This window comes from Streptomyces beihaiensis, assembly GCF_026274175.1.
Classification (GTDB): Bacteria; Actinomycetota; Actinomycetes; order Streptomycetales; family Streptomycetaceae; genus Streptomyces; species Streptomyces beihaiensis.
The window spans coordinates 1-17,127 of record NZ_JAPHNL010000251.1; the positions used below are offsets into that span (position 1 = coordinate 1).

General features: G+C 71.9%; 11 protein-coding genes and 1 tRNA gene. 8 read left to right on the forward strand and 4 right to left on the reverse strand.

The genetic code is table 11. The features are described from left to right. The first annotated feature begins 121 nt into the window (after positions 1 to 121). The 4 genes from OFY01_RS19475 (at position 122) to tmk (ending at position 8,775) form a co-directional block, all read left to right on the forward strand. Positions 122 to 1,639 (forward strand): DUF7059 domain-containing protein, encoded by a 1,518-nt coding sequence (locus tag OFY01_RS19475; RefSeq protein ID WP_266601625.1) that lies wholly within the window; start codon positions 122 to 124, stop codon positions 1,637 to 1,639. A gap of 231 nt (positions 1,640 to 1,870) precedes the next feature. Beyond that, entirely contained in the window at positions 1,871 to 2,068 is a 198-nt protein-coding gene (locus OFY01_RS19480; RefSeq protein ID WP_266601627.1) for a hypothetical protein, read from the forward strand. Positions 2,069 to 2,503: 435 nt separating this feature from the next. Then, positions 2,504 to 5,329 (forward strand): type I DNA topoisomerase, encoded by a 2,826-nt coding sequence (topA, locus tag OFY01_RS19485; RefSeq protein WP_266601629.1) that lies wholly within the window; start codon positions 2,504 to 2,506, stop codon positions 5,327 to 5,329. A gap of 89 nt (positions 5,330 to 5,418) precedes the next feature. Then, on the forward strand, positions 5,419 to 8,775 hold the full coding sequence (tmk, locus tag OFY01_RS19490; protein WP_266601631.1) for a dTMP kinase: 3,357 nt from the start codon (positions 5,419 to 5,421) through the stop codon (positions 8,773 to 8,775). A gap of 30 nt (positions 8,776 to 8,805) precedes the next feature. On the opposite strand, the gene OFY01_RS19495 is transcribed toward tmk, so the two are convergent. Next, positions 8,806 to 9,390, reverse strand: coding sequence for a GNAT family N-acetyltransferase (locus OFY01_RS19495; protein WP_323135534.1), 585 nt, complete (start codon positions 9,388 to 9,390; stop codon positions 8,806 to 8,808). A 149-nt stretch (positions 9,391 to 9,539) separates the two neighbouring features. Here OFY01_RS19495 and OFY01_RS19500 point away from each other — a divergent pair, with 149 nt between their 5' ends. The 3 genes from OFY01_RS19500 to OFY01_RS19510 all read left to right on the forward strand — a co-directional run bounded on the left by OFY01_RS19500 (position 9,540) and on the right by OFY01_RS19510 (position 12,669). Further along, positions 9,540 to 10,745, forward strand: coding sequence for a DNA polymerase III subunit delta' (locus OFY01_RS19500; RefSeq protein ID WP_266601633.1), 1,206 nt, complete (start codon positions 9,540 to 9,542; stop codon positions 10,743 to 10,745). An 84-nt stretch (positions 10,746 to 10,829) separates the two neighbouring features. After that, positions 10,830 to 12,509 (forward strand): alpha/beta hydrolase, encoded by a 1,680-nt coding sequence (locus tag OFY01_RS19505; RefSeq protein ID WP_266601635.1) that lies wholly within the window; start codon positions 10,830 to 10,832, stop codon positions 12,507 to 12,509. 83 nt (positions 12,510 to 12,592) lie between these two features. Next, positions 12,593 to 12,669 (forward strand) — tRNA-Thr (locus tag OFY01_RS19510). A 590-nt stretch (positions 12,670 to 13,259) separates the two neighbouring features. Here OFY01_RS19510 and OFY01_RS19515 read toward each other — a convergent pair. Continuing rightward, entirely contained in the window at positions 13,260 to 14,468 is a 1,209-nt protein-coding gene (locus tag OFY01_RS19515) for an MFS transporter (RefSeq protein ID WP_266601637.1), read from the reverse strand. A gap of 63 nt (positions 14,469 to 14,531) precedes the next feature. Here OFY01_RS19515 and OFY01_RS19520 point away from each other — a divergent pair, with 63 nt between their 5' ends. After that, positions 14,532 to 14,906 (forward strand): MerR family transcriptional regulator, encoded by a 375-nt coding sequence (locus OFY01_RS19520; protein ID WP_266601639.1) that lies wholly within the window; start codon positions 14,532 to 14,534, stop codon positions 14,904 to 14,906. Here the strand turns inward: OFY01_RS19520 and OFY01_RS19525 are convergent. Both OFY01_RS19525 and OFY01_RS19530 read right to left on the reverse strand, forming a co-directional pair. After that, positions 14,864 to 15,781: a fumarylacetoacetate (FAA) hydrolase gene (locus OFY01_RS19525; protein WP_266601641.1), complete on the reverse strand. Its 918-nt coding sequence runs from the start codon at positions 15,779 to 15,781 to the stop codon at positions 14,864 to 14,866. The two genes, OFY01_RS19520 and OFY01_RS19525, sit on opposite strands and share 43 nt — an antisense overlap. A 17-nt stretch (positions 15,782 to 15,798) precedes the next feature. Further along, positions 15,799 to 17,070 (reverse strand): pyridoxal phosphate-dependent aminotransferase, encoded by a 1,272-nt coding sequence (locus tag OFY01_RS19530; protein WP_266601643.1) that lies wholly within the window; start codon positions 17,068 to 17,070, stop codon positions 15,799 to 15,801. Between the last annotated feature and the right edge of the window lie 57 nt (positions 17,071 to 17,127).

Sequence of the window (17,127 nt, forward strand, 5' to 3'; positions counted from 1 at the left end):
CCTCGACGACCAGACCCGCGCCGGACAGGTCGCCGAGCTCGCCGCGCGATGCCGGGGGCGCTGCCGTGCGCAGGCGCGAGCCGCTCGTGGCGGCGACGCTCGGAGCAGTAACAATGGAGGGGTGAGTTCCAGCGCTTCCGCACCCCTTCCCTCCGCCGACCGGGACGACGTCGTCCGCCTCCTCCGGGACGCCCTGCTCAAGGCGGAGTTCACCGCCGACGGGCTGCTCGACCTGCTCGGCGCTCCCGCCTACGCGGCGCTCGCGCGCAGCGAGACCGTGCCCGCCCTGCGCGCCACGCGCGGCGACAGCCCGCTGGAGACGCTCGTCCGGCTCTTCCTGTTGCAGCAGCCGGTGCCGCGCACCCGCGTCGACGCGGTCCTGCCGGTCGACGCGTGCCTGGACAGCGGCTGGCTGCGGGCCACCGAGGACGAGGTCGCCGCGACCGTCGACGTGCGGCCCTACGGCGGGCCCGACGGTGAGGACTGGTTCATCGTCTCCGACCTGGGCTGCGCGGTCGGCGGCGCCGGAGGCGTCGGCAGCCGCGCGGAGGGCGTCGTCCTGGGCGTCGGCGGGGCCTCCACGACACTCGCCGGGATCACCGTGCGTACGCCCGTCGCCTCCGCGCTCGACCTGGGCACCGGCTCCGGCATCCAGGCGCTGCACGCGGCCCGGCACGCCACGCGGGTCACGGCCACCGACCTCAACCCGCGCGCGCTGCGCGTCACCGCGCTGACGCTCGCCCTGTCCGACGTCCCTGCGGCCGACCTGCGGGAGGGCTCGCTGTTCGAGCCGGTGGGCGACGAGACGTACGACCTGATCGTCTCGAACCCGCCCTTCGTCATCTCGCCCGGCGCGCGGCTCACCTACCGGGACGGCGGAATGCGCGGGGACGATCTGTGCCGCTCGCTCGTTCAGGAGGCAGCGGCACATCTCAACGAAGGGGGGTACGCGCAGTTCCTCGCCAACTGGCAGCACGTCGAGGGGGAGGAGTGGACCGAGAGGCTGCGCTCCTGGGTGCCGCGCGGCTGCGACGCCTGGATCGTGCAGCGCGAGGTCCAGGACATCACCCAGTACGCGGAGTTGTGGCTGCGCGACGCCGGTGACCACCGCACCGACCCGGCCGAGTACGCGGCGCGCTACGACGCGTGGCTCGACGAGTTCGAGGCGCACGGCGTGAGGGGCGTCGGCTTCGGATGGATCACTCTGCGCAGGACCGACGCCGCCGAACCGTCCATCGTCATCGAGGAGTGGCCCCACCCGGTCGAGCAGCCGCTCGGCGACGCCGTGGGCGCCCACTTCGCGCGCGTGGACTGGCTGCGCGGGCACGACGACGCGGCGCTGCTTGAGGCGTCGTTCCTGCTCGCCGGAGAGGTGGTGCAGGAGCAGGTCGGGCTGCCGGGCGCCGAGGACCCGGAGCACGTGGTGCTGCGCCAGGGGCGCGGCATGCGCCGGGCGACCAAGGTCGACACGGTCGGCGCGGGATTCGCGGGCGTGTGCGACGGCACGCTGAGCGCCGGGCGGATCCTGGACGCCATCGCCCAACTCATGGGTGAGGACCCGGTGCTGCTGCGCGACCGCACGCCCGCGCAGATCCGCACGTTGGTGGAACAGGGCTTCCTGGAGCCGGCGGGCGCCTGACGGCCGAAGCCGCGTCGCCGACCGGATTTCGCCCTCCGCTGCACGGTAGTTCACCCGTGCTTTCCCTGCCCGCGCCAGGCTCACCGGCCGGGCCCCTTGAGGCCAGGGAGACCTTGGGCTGGCCAGAGGCCCTTCGAAGCGGCCCTGGGGGCGCGAAGCCCTGGGGGCGCGAAGCCCTGAGGGCACGAAGCCCTGAAGGCACGAAGGGGCGAAGGGCGGGGAGGCAAGGCGATGGAGAGTACCCCTGCGGTCTTCGCGGGCACGGTGTTCGCGCTGTTCGGTTCGGGCCTGCTGCTGTGGACGGGGGCGCGCGTCCTGCACCGGGAGCCGGTGGCGTACGGAACGCGCCCCGTCGCGTCGGCGGTGGTGGCCGCTGCGGCGGGCGCGGGCGCGCTCGCCCTCGCGGCGTGGTGCTTCGCCCAGCTCTGACCCGTTCGGGGCGGGTACGGGCCCGGCCCGGCCGTGGCGGACGTCACGTCTCGTCATCCGGCATGTCGTCTGCGTAATATTTGACCGGATCATGTCGGGAGCATGCCCGTGCCTCGACGGCGCCGCGGCCGACGAATTGTCCGGGAATCCACGGGAACGTGACGGGTGCCGACCTGCGCGGTACTGCGTATGGTGACGCCGCGAGCACCTGGAGTGCGGGGGTCCGCTCCGTGGTCCGGGGGCAGGATCACGAAGACTCGGGTTACCGTTCCGAGTGGCTGCTGCGTGCTTTTCCCGTTTGACACACCGGCGGGAGGTACCGTCACACTCCGCAGCAGTGCCGCAGTAGTGCCGCAGCACCCACCAGACCGAGCCGCACGGCCCCCGGAGCGGGCCGCGCGCGGCCCAGGCCGCCGACCGGAGAGAAGAGCGAAGTTGTCCCCGACCAGCGAGACCGCACAGGGCGGCCGCCGACTCGTCATCGTCGAGTCGCCCGCCAAGGCGAAGACGATCAAGGGCTACCTCGGTCCTGGGTACGTCGTCGAAGCGAGCGTCGGGCACATCCGCGACCTCCCCAACGGCGCGGCCGAGGTCCCCGAGAAGTACACGGGCGAGGTGCGCCGCCTCGGCGTGGACGTCGAGCACGACTTCCAGCCCGTCTATGTCGTCAATGCCGACAAGAAGGCGCAGGTCAAAAAGCTCAAGGATCTCCTGAAGGAGTCCGACGAACTCTTCCTCGCCACCGATGAGGACCGCGAGGGCGAGGCCATCGCGTGGCACCTCCAGGAAGTGCTCAAGCCGAAGATCCCCGTCCACCGCATGGTCTTCCACGAGATCACCAAGGACGCGATCCGCGCCGCCGTCGCCAACCCGCGCGACCTCAACAAGAAGCTGGTGGACGCCCAGGAGACCCGCCGCATCCTCGACCGCCTCTACGGCTACGAGGTCTCGCCGGTCCTGTGGAAGAAGGTCATGCCGCGTCTGTCGGCGGGCCGTGTGCAGTCCGTCGCCACCCGTCTCGTCGTCGAGCGCGAGCGCGAGCGCATCGCCTTCCGCTCCGCCGAGTACTGGGACCTGACCGGCACCTTCGCGACCGGCCGCGCGGGCGACCCGTCCGACCCGTCGTCCCTGTCGGCGCGCCTGAGCTCGGTCGACGGCAAGCGCATCGCCCAGGGCCGCGACTTCGACTCCCTCGGGCAGCTCAAGCCCGGTTCGGCCAACACGCTCCACCTGGACGAGGCGAACGCCCGCGCGCTCGCCGCCGCCCTGGAGAACACGGCCTTCTCCGTACGCTCCGTCGAGTCCAAGCCGTACCGCCGTTCGCCGTACGCCCCCTTCCGTACGACGACGATGCAGCAGGAGGCGAGCCGCAAGCTCGGCTTCGGCGCCAAGGCGACCATGCAGGTCGCGCAGAAGCTGTACGAGAACGGCTTCATCACCTACATGCGTACGGACTCCACGACCTTGTCGGACACGGCGGTCTCCGCCGCCCGTTCCCAGGTCACGCAGCTGTACGGCAGCGACTACCTGCCGGACAAGCCGCGCACGTACGCCGGCAAGGTCAAGAACGCCCAGGAGGCGCACGAGGCGATCCGCCCCTCCGGCGACCGCTTCCGCACGCCCGCCGAGACCGGCCTGACCGGCGACCAGTTCAAGCTCTACGAACTCATCTGGAAGCGGACCGTCGCCTCCCAGATGAAGGACGCCGTCGGTAACTCGGTGACCGTCAAGATCGGCGGCACCTCCGCGGACGGCCGCGACGCCGAGTTCAGCGCGTCCGGCAAGACCATCACGTTCCACGGCTTCCTCAAGGCATACGTCGAGGGCGCCGACGACCCGAACGCCGAGCTCGACGACCGCGAGCGGCGCCTGCCGCAGGTCGCCGAGGGCGACGCGCTGTCCGCCGAGGAGATCACCGCCGACGGCCACGCGACCAAGCCTCCGGCCCGGTACACCGAGGCATCGCTCGTCAAGGAGCTCGAAGAGCGCGAGATCGGCCGCCCGTCGACGTACGCGTCGATCATCGGCACGATCCTCGATCGCGGCTATGTCTTCAAGAAGGGGACGGCCCTTGTGCCCTCCTTCTTGTCGTTCGCCGTCGTCAACCTCCTGGAGAAGCACTTCGGGCGGCTCGTCGACTACAGCTTCACCGCGTCCATGGAGGACGACCTCGACCGCATCGCGCGCGGTGAGGCGCAGGCGGTGCCGTGGCTGAAGCGTTTCTACTTCGGTGAAGGCGAGGGTGCGGGCGCCGGCGGCGCGGCGGACGCGGGCAACGGCGACGGCGACCACCTGGGCGGCCTCAAGGAGCTCGTGACCGACCTGGGCGCGATCGACGCGCGCGAGGTGTCCTCGTTCCCGGTCGGCAACGACATCGTGCTGCGCGTGGGCCGCTACGGCCCGTACATCGAACGCGGCGAGCGCGACTCGGAGAACCACCAGCGCGCCGACATCCCCGAGGACCTGGCACCGGACGAACTCTCCGTCGAGTACGCCGAGGAACTGCTCGCCAAGCCGAGCGGCGACTTCGAACTGGGCACCGACCCGGTCAGCGGCCACCAGATCATCGCCAAGGACGGGCGCTACGGTCCGTACGTCACCGAGGTGCTCCCCGAGGGCACCCCGAAGACCGGCAAGAACGCCGTCAAGCCGCGCACCGCGTCGCTCTTCAAGTCCATGTCGCTCGACACGGTGACCCTGGACGACGCCCTGAAGCTGATGTCGCTGCCGCGCGTGGTCGGCACCGATGCCGAAGGCGTCGAGATCACCGCGCAGAACGGCCGCTACGGCCCGTACCTGAAGAAGGGCACGGACTCCCGCTCCCTGGAGTCCGAGGACCAGATCTTCGGCATCACGCTGGAAGAAGCCCTGGAGATCTACTCCAAGCCGAAGCAGCGCGGCCGCGCTGCCGCGAAGCCGCCCCTCAAGGAGCTCGGTGAGGACCCGGTCAGCGGCAAGCCGGTCGTCGTCAAGGACGGGCGGTTCGGCCCGTACGTCACCGACGGCGAGACCAACGCGACACTGCGCTCGGCGGACTCCGTGGAGGACATCACGCCCGAGCGCGGCTTCGAGCTCCTCGCGGAGAAGCGCGCCAAGGGCCCGGCCAAGAAGAAGACGGCCAAGAAGGCACCCGCGAAGAAGGCCACCGTCAAGAAGACCACCACGGCGAAGAAGACGGCCGCGAAGAAGACCACCACGGCCAAGAAGGCGACCACCGCCAAGAAGACAGCCGCCGCCAAGAAGGCCGCTCCGGCCGAGTAGCCGGGCACACGCGTTGGGCGGAGCCGTGCCTCCGCCCAACGTGGCGAACACACCTTCGGGGTGTCGGCGGGTCCCTATAGGCTGGACGAATGACCCGAGCCGAGCAGCCAACGGCCGCCAGCACCGGCCCCGACAGCCCCGACACGGCCCCGGACGACGCCCTGGTGGCGGACTCCAGGGAGCGCGCCGTGCGCGCACTCCTGCGCGTACCGGAGCTGCGCCGCCTGTGGTCGGCGCAGCTCATCGGCTCAGTCGGCGACGTGCTCGGGCTCCTCGTCCTCGTCGTGCTCGCCATGCAGGCGGCCATCGCCCAGGGCACGTTCGGCGGCGGCTACCGGGGAGTGGCGCTCTGCGTCGCCGCCGTGTTCGGCGCGCGCATCCTGGCGACGCTGCTGTTCGGCGCCGTCCTGCTCGGCCCGCTCACCTCACTGACCACACCGGGCGGCCCGCTCGACCGGCGCTGGACCATGGTCGGGGCGGACGGGCTGCGGGCGGCCCTGCTGATCGTCGCGCCCCTGTGGATCGACTGGACACCGGCCGACGCCCCCGCGCTGATCCTCGTCACCACGTTCGTCGTGGGCGTCGCCGAACGGTTCTGGACCGTCGCCAAGGACAGCGCCGCGCCCGCGCTGCTGCCCCCGCCGCCGCCCGAGGGTGCGGCCGTGCGGCCCCTGCCCGACCACATGGACGCGGTGCGCCGCCTGTCGCTGCGCACCGGCTTCGTCGCCGTCCCGCTGGCCGCCGCCGCCCTCGTCGTCGTCACCCTGGTCGAGAACCTGATCGCCGTCGGCGTGGACTGGTTCACGCAGCACCAGGTGGCACTCTCGTCGTACGTCGGCGCCGGCCTGTTCGCCGCGTCGCTGTCCGTCGTCGTCTTCCTCGAACTTCCCGCCACGCAGACCCCTCGCGCGCGGTCGCCGCTGGAGGGCCTGCGCAGGCCGCGCACGGCCGCCGGAGCGGACAAGGGCCGTACGGGCGCGATCCCGCTGCTCGTCGTCGCCTGCGGCGCGGTCGCCGCCGCGATCTCGGCCGCCGTCGCCGTCACCGTGCTGCATGCCAAGGACCTGGGCGGCGGACCGGTGACGTTCGGGCTGCTCGTGCTCGGCCTGACCGGCGGCACCGTCGTCGGCATCCGCGCGGCCCGAGCCGTGCTGCCGTCGCTGTCGCGGCGGCGGCTGCTCGCGCTCGCCATCGCGCTGACCGGGATCGCCCTGCTCGCCGCCGGGCTCGTGCCCGACCCGACCAGCGTGGTCCTCATCGTGACCCTCGCGGGCGTCGCCGCGGGCGTCGCCGCCAACACCGGGCACACCCTGCTCGACCAGGAGACCGAGGAATACCGCCGCGCCCGGACCACCGAACACCTCCAGGCGGTCGTACGGGTGTGCGTGGCGCTCGGCGCCGTCGCCGCGCCCGTCGTCGCCGCGGTGATCGGCCCGCACCACCTGGAGAGCGGCAAGTTCGTCTTCGCGCACGGCGGGGCCGCGTTCACGCTGATGCTCGTGGGCGCCCTGCTGCTGCCCGTCGCCGCGCTCGTGCTCGCCAAGGCCGACGACCGCAGCGGCGTGCCCCTCCGCCACGACCTGCGAGAAGCACTGCTGCGCGGCAGCGACCCCGCCCAGGCCCCGGCCGCGACCGGCTTCTTCATCGCCCTGGAGGGCGGCGACGGCGCGGGCAAGTCCACCCAGGCCGAGGCGCTCGCCGAGTGGATCCGCGCCAAGGGCCACGAGGTGGTCGTCACCCGCGAGCCGGGCGCGACCCCCGTCGGCAAGCGCCTGCGCTCGATCCTCCTGGACGTCTCCAGCGCCGGACTCTCACACCGCGCGGAGGCGCTTCTCTACGCCGCCGACCGCGCGGAGCACGTCGACACCGTGGTCCGCCCGGCGCTCGAACGCGGCGCCGTCGTCATCTCCGACCGGTACATCGACTCGTCCGTCGCCTACCAGGGAGCGGGCCGTGACCTGTCCCCGGCCGAGGTCGCCCGCATCAACCGCTGGGCCACCAGCGGCCTGGTGCCCCACCTGACGGTGCTGCTCGACGTGGACCCCGAGGCGGCGCGCGAGCGGTTCACCGAGGCGCCCGACCGGCTCGAGTCGGAGCCGATGGAGTTCCACGCGCGCGTACGAGCGGGTTTCCTCACGCTGGCCGCCGGTGACCCGGGCCGCTACCTCGTCGTCGACGCGGGCCAGGAACCGGAGGCCGTCACCACGGTCATCCGGCACCGCCTCGACACCCTGCTGCCCCTCTCCGAGGCCGAGATCAAGGCGCGGGAGGAGGCCAGGAAGGCCGCCGAGGAAGAAGCCCGCCGCAAGGCGGAGGAAGAGGCGGCGCGCAAGGCGGAGGAGGAGCGCCTCGAACGCGAGCGGCAGGCGGAAGAGGCCAGGCTGCGCGCCGAAGAGGAGGAGCGCAAGCGCCGCGAGCTGGAGGAGGCCCAGCGCCGCGAGGCCGAGCGCCAGGCCGAGGAGGCCAGGCAGCGAGCCGAGGACGCCCGCCGCAGGGCCGAGGCCGAACAGGCCCGCCTCGCGGCGGAGGAGAAGGCCCGCGCGGCCGAGCAGGAGCGGTTGCGCAAGCAGGCCGAGGAAGAGGAGCGGCTGAGGGCCGAGGCCGAGGCGCGGCGCCTGGAGAAGCAGCGCAAGGCCGAGGAGGCGCTGCTGCGCGCGGAGGAGGCCCGCCGGCTCGCCGCAGAGGCAGCCGAGGCGACGAAGCAGATGAGGGCTGTACCGCCGAGCGTGGCGTCACCGAGCGCCTCGGCCGCGCCCGTCGCGGCATCGGACCCGGACCCGGGCCGGTCCGCCGCGACGCAGCCGACACGGACACCGTCATCGACGCAGCCGACACCGTCATCGACCCAGTCGACATCGTCGCATTCGCATTCGCATTCGCAGTCGCAGACACGGTCGCGGGCACAGGAGCGTGAGCGGGAATCGGCGCACGAGCCGGGGCAGGTGCCGGATGCGGGGCGGGCCCCGGAGCCGGACAACGAGGCGACCGTTCAGACGCCGATGGTCACCGACCAGGGGCAGCCGTCCCCGGCCGGGCCGCGGCCCCGGGCCGATGCCCCTGCCCCGCCGTCCGGCCTTTCGGACGCGGAGGAGACAGCGGTGCTGCCCCCGGTGCGGGACGCCGAGGAGACGGCGCAGCTGCCGCGCCCGCCTGCGCCCGGACCGGCCGGTGCCGCCGACGAGACGGCCGTACTGCCGCAGGTGCCGGACGCGTCCGGGAACAAGGTGCCGCCGGGCTACTTCCGCGACGAGCGCCCGGTGCGGCCGGACGGCTCTGAGGGCAGTACGGCGGAGCTTCCGCAGGTCGACGAGGAGGGCAGGCCGCGGCGCCGCCCCCGCCCCGACTGGGCGGAGGAGACGCCGCTCGACGACCTGCCGTCGCTGGCGGACGAGCTGCTCGGCGGCCGTGACGACGACGGCGACGGGCGTGGCCGCCGGGGCCGCTGACGCTGTCGTCGGCGAGGGCCGGACGGGAGCTCAGGCCAGCCTGAGCTCCACCCAGTCGACCGTGTCCCCGTCCAGCCGGTACCGGTCGGTCTCCACCGTGAACCCGGCGCGCTCCGCGAACCGCAGCCCCGCGGTGTTCGACGTCAGGACGACCGTCTCGATCGTCTCGGCGCCGAGCGCCCGCGCCGCGGCGAGCCCCCGCTCGTACAGGGCCGTGCCGAAGCCGCGCCCCCGGTGTTCCGGCAGCACGCGGGAGATCACGGTGGCCGTCGGGCGGCCCGACGCGTCACCGGTCGCCGGCCCACGGGGCGGCCGCACGGTGGAACAGCCCACCAGGACGCCGTCGGCGTAGGCCACCTCCAGGATGTTGCGCCCGGCGCGTTCGCGTACGTCGTCGAGCGAGAGGTACGCGGAGTCGACCGGGACGACGGTGTTGTGCACGCGCTGCCAGTCGACTGCGACTGCGACTGCGACTGCGACATCGGCGTCGGAGTCACCGTCGGAACCGGCGTCACCATCGGAGCCGGTATCGGAGTCGCTCTCGGCAGCGGAGTCGTTATCGCCATCGGCCGCGACGGCGACGCCGACGCGCTGGAAACGGAGTTCGGTGGTCACATCGCCGTATCCAACCTGGTCGGGGCGGGCCTGTCAGCCGGTTTGTGGCCGGGGCGGCGCCGGAATGTCAGTGGTGCCCGGCACAATGACAGAAGCTTGAGAAGCCGGCCGGAGAGGGCTGGGAGAGGCTGGAGAGGGGCGGTGGGGACATGTCGGTATGGGACGACCTGGTCGGTCAGGAGCGTGTGGCCGAGGCGCTGGACGCGGCGGCGAGAGACGCGGACGCGCTGGTGGCTGCTGCCGCCGCCGACACCCCGCCGCCCGCCGCGTCGAAGATGACGCACGCGTGGCTGTTCACGGGACCGCCGGGCGCGGGCCGGGTCACCGCGGCACGCGCGTTCGCCGCCGCGCTGCATTGCACGAGCCCCGACAGAGCCCTCGGCGGCGCCCCCGGCTGCGGGTTCTGCGACGGCTGTCACACGGCGCTGCTCGGTACGCACGCCGACGTCACGAGCGTCGCCGCGATCGGCACGCAGATCCTGGCCGAGGACATGCGCGACACCGTCCGCAAGTCGTACACGTCACCGGCGGGCGGCCGCTGGCAGGTGATCCTGGTGGAGGACGCGGAGCGGCTGAACGAGAAGTCGGCCAACGCGGTCCTCAAGGCGGTGGAGGAGCCCGCGCCGCGCACGGTGTGGCTGCTGTGCGCGCCCTCGGTGGAGGACGTGCTGCCGACCATCCGCTCCCGCTGCCGTCTGCTCACGCTGACCACCCCGGCCGTGGACGCGGTGGCCGACATGCTCGTGCGACGCGACGGCATCGAGCCCGGCGTCGCCGCCGCGGCCGCGCGGGCGACTCAGGGCCATGTCGACCGGGCCCGCCGTCTGGCCACGGACCCGCGCGCGCGGGAGCGCAGAGCGGCGGTCCTGAAGGTGCCGCTGCGCGTGGAGGACATCGGCGGCTGCCTCAAGGCGGCGCAGGAGCTGGTGGACGCCGCGGCGGAGGACTCCAAGCAGCTGGCCGAGGAGGTCGACGGGAAGGAGACGGAGGAGCTCAAGGCGGCGTACGGCGCGCAGAACGGCGGCCGGATGCCGCGCGGCACGGCCGGGATCATGAAGGACCTGGAGGACAAGCAGAAGCGGAGACGCACGCGCTCGCAGCGCGACAGCCTCGATCTGGCCCTCACGGACCTGACGGGCGTGTACCGCGACGTCCTGGCGCTCCAGCTCGGCTCGCGCGTGGCCCTCGCCAACACGGAGATCCAGGACACGTTGGAGCGCCTGGCCCGCGCCGGCTCACCCGAGTCGACGCTCCGCCGCATCGAGGCGATCGGCGCGTGCCGAGAGGCACTGGACCGCAATGTGGCCCCGCTGCTGGCGGTGGAGGCGATGACGATGGCACTGCGGGGCGGGTGACCGGCGACGCGAACCAGCGCCTCACGGAAACCCCACAGGACGACAGGAAGTGACCATCCCGGCGCGGAGCGTTACGCTCGCACGATGCACCTGAGGCGCCGCCGCACTCCCGACCACGCCCCCACTCCCGCCCCCGCCCCCGCGTTCACGGCCGACCATGGGACTACCGACGCCCCGGCAGCACCCCGCCGTCGACCGGGCCGCCGTCGCCCGGGGCGCCGCACACCCGTGCTGCCGGCCGCCGCGCTCGGCCTGCTGCTGACCGCGGTCACGGCCTGCTCGACGGCGGGCGCGAGGACGGCGAGCGTAGAACTCGCCGCGCTGCCCCGTGCGACGCCGCCCGGCCTGGCCACGTACTACGAACAGAAGCTGACATGGCACGAGTGCGGCGCCTCCGGCTTCGAGTGCGCCACGCTCAAGGCGCCGCTCGACTACGACCACCCGTCGGCGGGCGACGTGAATCTGGCGGTCTCCCGCAAGAAGGCGACGGGCCCGGGCAAGCGCATCGGCTCGCTCCTCGTCAACCCGGGCGGCCCCGGCGGCTCGGCGATCGGCTACCTCCAGGCGTACGCGGGCATCGGCTACCCGGAGAAGGTCCGCGCTCGCTACGACATGGTCGCCGTCGACCCGCGCGGCGTGGCCCGCAGCGAGCCCGTCACCTGCCTCAAGGGCAAGAAGATGGACGCGTACACGCAGACGGACATCACCCCCGACGACGCCCGCGAACGCGCCGCGCTGACCACGTCCTTCAGGGAGTTCGCGGTCGGCTGCGAGACATCGAGCCCGGAGTCGAAGCGGATGCTGCCGCACGTCTCCACGGTTGAGGCGGCCCGCGACATGGACCTCGTGAGGGCGGCGCTCGGCGACGAGAAACTGAACTACGTGGGCGCGTCGTACGGCACGTTCCTGGGCGCGACGTACGCCGGGCTCTACCCGGGCCGCGTCGGCCGGGTCGTTCTGGACGGCGCGATGGACCCGTCCCTCTCGGCTCGGCAGATGAACCTGCAGCAGACGGCGGGCTTCGAGACGGCGTTCCGCTCCTTCACGAAGGACTGCGTCCGCCGCTCGGACTGCCCGCTCGGCACCGGCACGACCGCCCAGGCGACCACCCGCCTCAAGACCTTCTTCACTCACCTCGACCGCACCCCGCTCCCCACGGGCGACCCCGACGGCCGCAAACTGGGCGAAGCCCTCGCCACCACCGGCGTGATCGCCGCGATGTACGACGAGGGAGCCTGGCCCCAGCTGCGCGAGGCGCTCACCGCCGCGATGAGGAAGAAGGACGGCGCGGGCCTGCTCGCACTCTCGGACAGCTACTACGAGCGCGACCCGGACGGCGAGTACGCGAACCTGATGTCGGCCAACGCCGCCGTGAACTGCCTGGACGAGCCCCCGTCCTTCACCACACCGCAGCAGGTCGAGTCAGCCCTGCCCGACTTCGAGAAGGCATCCCCGGTCTTCGGCGAGGGCCTGGCCTGGTCCGCCCTGAACTGCGCCTACTGGCCGGTCAAGCCCACCGGCCGACCCCACCGCATCACCGCGAAGGGCGCCGCCCCGATCGTCGTGGTCGGCACCACCCGGGACCCGGCCACCCCCTACCCCTGGGCGAAGTCACTGGCCTCCCAGCTCGCCTCCGGCCACCTCCTCACCTACGAAGGCGACGGCCACACGGCGTACGGCCGCGGCAGCGCGTGCATCGACTCCGCCATCGACACCTACCTCCTCACCGGCACCCCACCCAGCCGGGGAAAGCGCTGCTCATAGCCCCTCACCAAGGGTGTGCGGACCACCCTCGGGGACCGTGTAGGATTAGCGACGTTGCCGACGCACTCCAGTGCATCCGGCGCGCCGCCTTAGCTCAGATGGCCAGAGCAACGCACTCGTAATGCGTAGGTCTCGGGTTCGAATCCCGAAGGCGGCTCCATGGGAAACCGCAAGTCAGGCCTCTGACCTGCGGTTTCTTCGTTTTACTGACCTTGGAATGGGTGCCCGTTGCGCTTCGGTTGCCTGTGCATGGAGTGCGTAGGTCAAAGGTTTCTGCCTGCGGTCAGTAATGCGGCCCCGATACAACGTATCGGCGCTGGCCTGCGGATTCTTGGGGGAAGCTGATCCGTAGGTCAGTATGGGCGAGGCGTGGGGTGGCCGAGGGGTGGCCATCCGTGCAGCGGTTGTGCGCATGATCAGGCTTCGGCGTGCCCGACGGAAGCCGAGCCGAATTCTGCTTTTGTGGCCGTGCGACAATGCCGAGTTCGGGCACGTCGTTTTGCCGACCGGGCGACGGGTTCGATGTGGCGCCTGGACTCTCGCTGTTGTGCACAGGTATGGGAAGACCCCGTACCCGGTGGTGCTGGGCGCGGGGTCTTCGTCAGCGCCTCGCATGGAGTGTCCCGGCGGGGGATGGCGGAATCGGACTCCGGTGCGTGACGCGTTCTTGGGGGGATTGTTCGTCAGCAGGTCAGCGAATCCGGGGGCCGCTGCCTGTGGAATCGGCCTGCGCCCCGGGCGCCCGATGCCTCACTCGGTTCCAGGGCGGGTGGAGGGAAAGGCGTGCTTGCGGGCGGCGACCACCACGATGAGCACCGGGGCCATGAGTGCGAGGACGCTCCATGGGAAGGACTTGGGGCCGAGGCCATCCAGGAGGATGCCGCCGACCGCTCCGCCGCCGGCCATGAACGAGTTCCAGGTGGTGACCAGAAGAGCCTGTCCGCGGTCGCCTCCCGCGTCGGTGACCGCAGTCTGCAGGAGGGTGGTGACGCCTCCCCAGCCGAGGCCCCACAGCACCATCGCCGCGTAGACCACGATTATGTTGTCGGCCAGCGCCGCCAGAAGGGCGGAAGCGACGAGGAACAGGGTGCTGCTGACGATGGTCAGCTGACGCAGCTTACGGTCGACCAGGGCGCCCGTGATCCAGATGCTCACCACGGACGCGATGCCGAAGACGAGCAGCACGACGTCACGAGACCCGCCCATGTCGTATGCGTCGAGGAAGGTGGCGATGTAGGTGTAGAGGATGTTGTGGGCCAGTACGTAGGCAGCGACCACGAACAGGACCGCCACGACCCCCGGAAGGGACAGGGCCTTCAAGATGGGCTCGCGGGCCTCCGGCCGCTGGCCTGGGGCGTCCGGGACCGACACCGTGATCCACCCCAGCAACGCCACGGAGATCACTGTCACGAGGCCGAAGGTCATGCGCCAGCCGAAGAGTCCGCCGAGGAAGGTGCCGAGCGGGATGCCCAGGGACAGGGCGAGCGGGACACCCGCCATGGTGATGGCGATGGCCCTGCCCTGCAGATGCGGGGGCGCTAGACGCCGTGCGTAGCCGACGAGTTCGGCCCAGACCGCGGCCGCGGCGACACCGGCGAGGAGCCGGAACGCCATCGTCAGGGGGTAGTTGGACGAGAGGGCGGTGACCAGGTTGGCCACCGCGAACACCGCCACTGCCAGCAGCAGCAGCTTCTTGCGCCGCCAGGCAGCCGTGGTGACGGACAGGGGGATGGCCGCGACGCCGGTGGCGATGGCGTAGACCGTCAGCGCCTGGCCCATCGCGGACTCGCTCACCGACATGTCACGGGCCATCTCGGGAAGCACGCCCGCCGGGAGTGCCTCGGTCAGAATCCCCATGAAGGCTGCTGTGGCCAGAGCCAGAAGCGGTGAAAGGGGCAGCTTCCGATTGTCTGCTGCTGGAGCGGAAGTGCTCAGCAGCTCTGTCTGGGATGTTGACATGGTTGTATCCTCAAACCCTCACATAGGTGTGAATGTCAAGCTCGTACGAATGAGGTGGGTCACATGCGGATCGGGGAGCTGTCCGAGCGGACCGGAACCCCTCGTCGGCTGCTGCGCTACTACGAGGAGCAGGGCCTGCTTGTCGCCAGCCGCGCGCCGAACGGCTACCGGGATTACTCCGAGGGCTGTGTGAACCGGGTCCTGCAGATCAGAGGACTCCTCGACTCCGGCCTGCCGACGCGGATCATCAAGCAGATCCTGCCGTGCATCAACGACCCCCGGGCCATCCACGTCTCCGACGCGACGCCGGAGACGATCGCCACCCTGGAGAACGAGCGCCAGCGCATGACCGACCGCATCGAGTGTCTGCTGCGCAGCCGGGAAGCCATCTCCGGCTACCTCGACGCCGTCCGCCGCGAGTCGGCCGTCGCCGCCTGACCGTACTGGACGGGGTTGGCCAGCACGACGCCGTGGCTGGTCACGTCGATGACCATCCGGTCGCCGTCCTCGATCCGGAACCCGTCGTGGTAGGTGGCCTTGTCGGCGCCGAGCAGCAGGTAGTTGACCAGCCCTGGCCGACGCAGAATCGGGTACGACAGGATGTGCGCCGTCATGTCCTCGATGCGGTGGTAGAGGGAGTCCCCGCCGCACGAGAAGTCGCCCTCCCAGGCCGGGGCGCCGTCCCGTTCGATGGTGACCCGTCCGGTCACGGTCCGGGGCGGCTCGTCGAGGAACAGCCAGGGCGTGAGCGAGGTCTCGCACAGCTTGGCGTACGGCGTCCAGGCCCACGGGTTCTTCCGGTGCACGCCGATGTCGTTGAGGTCGTTGCCGAAGGTGTATCCGGCGTAGTGCGGGACGCCGTCGTCGTCGTTGACGTAGACCAGGGCGACCTCGGGCTCCTCGATGAGCCAGATCGGATCGGCCGGGGTGATCAGGGGCTCGTCCGGCATGCGCAGCCAGGAACCGAAGCCCTTTTGGTAGTAGTTCGGCGGGGTGAACTCCTCGTCGGGGGACGGGTCGCGGTCGAACTTGGTGCGGTGGGTTCCCATGAAGCCGTTTACCAGCGCGTTGTTGGTGCTCGTCGGCAGCAGAGGGGGAAGGAACCGCAGCTCCGGGTCGCCGATGGTCACCTCGACCGTCTCGGCGCCATCGGTCGTCGCGGCGAGGACCGCTTCCGGGCCGCCGCCCGCGATGACGGCGGCGCGCACCTGGCCCTCGGTCACCCGGTACAGGACGTGGGTCTCACCGGGGGCCGGTATGCCGACGCCGGCGTACCGCTGACCCTTGTACTCGCATTCGAAGAGGATGGACATGGTGGTGAGGGATCTCCTTAGGGGATGGCGATGTCGGTCAGGACCTCGGCGATGCGGTCCAAAGAGGCCTTGATCCAGGGCAGTCGGGTGGGGTCGTCGGCGGCCAGTGCCTCGAAGCGCTCGGCCTCGGTCTCGCCGTAGAGCCGGCTGGTGGCGACCCGGATCCGCAGCGAGCTGTCGTCCTCGCCGAAGGCGGTTCCCGGCAGCAGGCCCACCCCGTGCCGTTCGGCGAGGAGCGTGGCGAGCGCGTGGGCGCCGTGCACATCATGGGTCCGGGCGAGATGATCCCGGAGCGGTTCGAAGTCCGGGTAGAGGTAGCAGGTGGCCCGCACCGGTGTGAGTTCCGCGCCGATGGCGGTGAACCGCTCGGCCGCCGCGCGCACTACTGCCTCGTGCAACCGCCGGGCGGCGGCGACGTACCCGACGACCTCGGGCGGCTCGTCGAAGGCGTAGGCCGCGACGGCCTGTACGGGAGCCGCGGTGCTCGACCAGATCTGGCTGGCGACGCCGACCAGCCGGGCATGCACCTCGCGCCCGAGCGGGCCGTCCGGTAGCCGGGCGACCCCGAGCCGCCAGCCGCCCAGCGCCAGGTTCTTGGTGAGACCGGTGGTGACCACCGTCCGCTCCGGCGCGAAGGCCGCCGGGGACACCGCGCGGTCCGCCGGGTCGAAGACCAGGTCGCAGTAGATCTCGTCGGAGACGATGACGAGGTCCAGGTCCCGGGCAGCCTGCGCCAAGCGCTCGACCGTGCCTGGAGCAGCGACGGTGCCCGTGGGGTTGTCGGGCAGGGTGACCACCACGCACCGCGGGTCCCGCCCGGCGGCACGGGCGAGGGCCACCGCCTCGCGCAGCGCCGCCGGGTCGGGCACACCGCCCTCGCCCGGCCGGGTGCGCACCGGGATCGGCCGCGCCCCGGCCAGCCGGGCCTGCGCCGTGTAGCTGACCCAGCTCGGCACCGGCACCACCACATCGCCGCCGACGGCCAGGAGCAGGGCGAACAGCAGCGGTTTGCTGCCCGGACCGCAGACCACCAGACCGGGGTCGATGGCGAGGTCGCGCCGCCCCCAGTAGCCGGCGACCGCGGACCGCAGCGCCGGGCTCCCGGCCACGGGCCCGTAGGCGTTGCGGTCCGCCGCCGCGGCGAGCCGCTCCCGCAACGCGGGCAGGACGGGCAGGCCGATCTCACCGCCGGCCAGAGAGAGAACCTGCTCCCCGGCACGGCGCCGTCGAGCCAGCGCCTCGTCGGCGGCGAGGGTCGCCGACATGGTGACGGGCATGGGTGCGGTCATGGTGGGCTCCAACGTTCGAGCGCGGGCAGGTGGGTGGTCGGGAGAGGGCGCCTACCG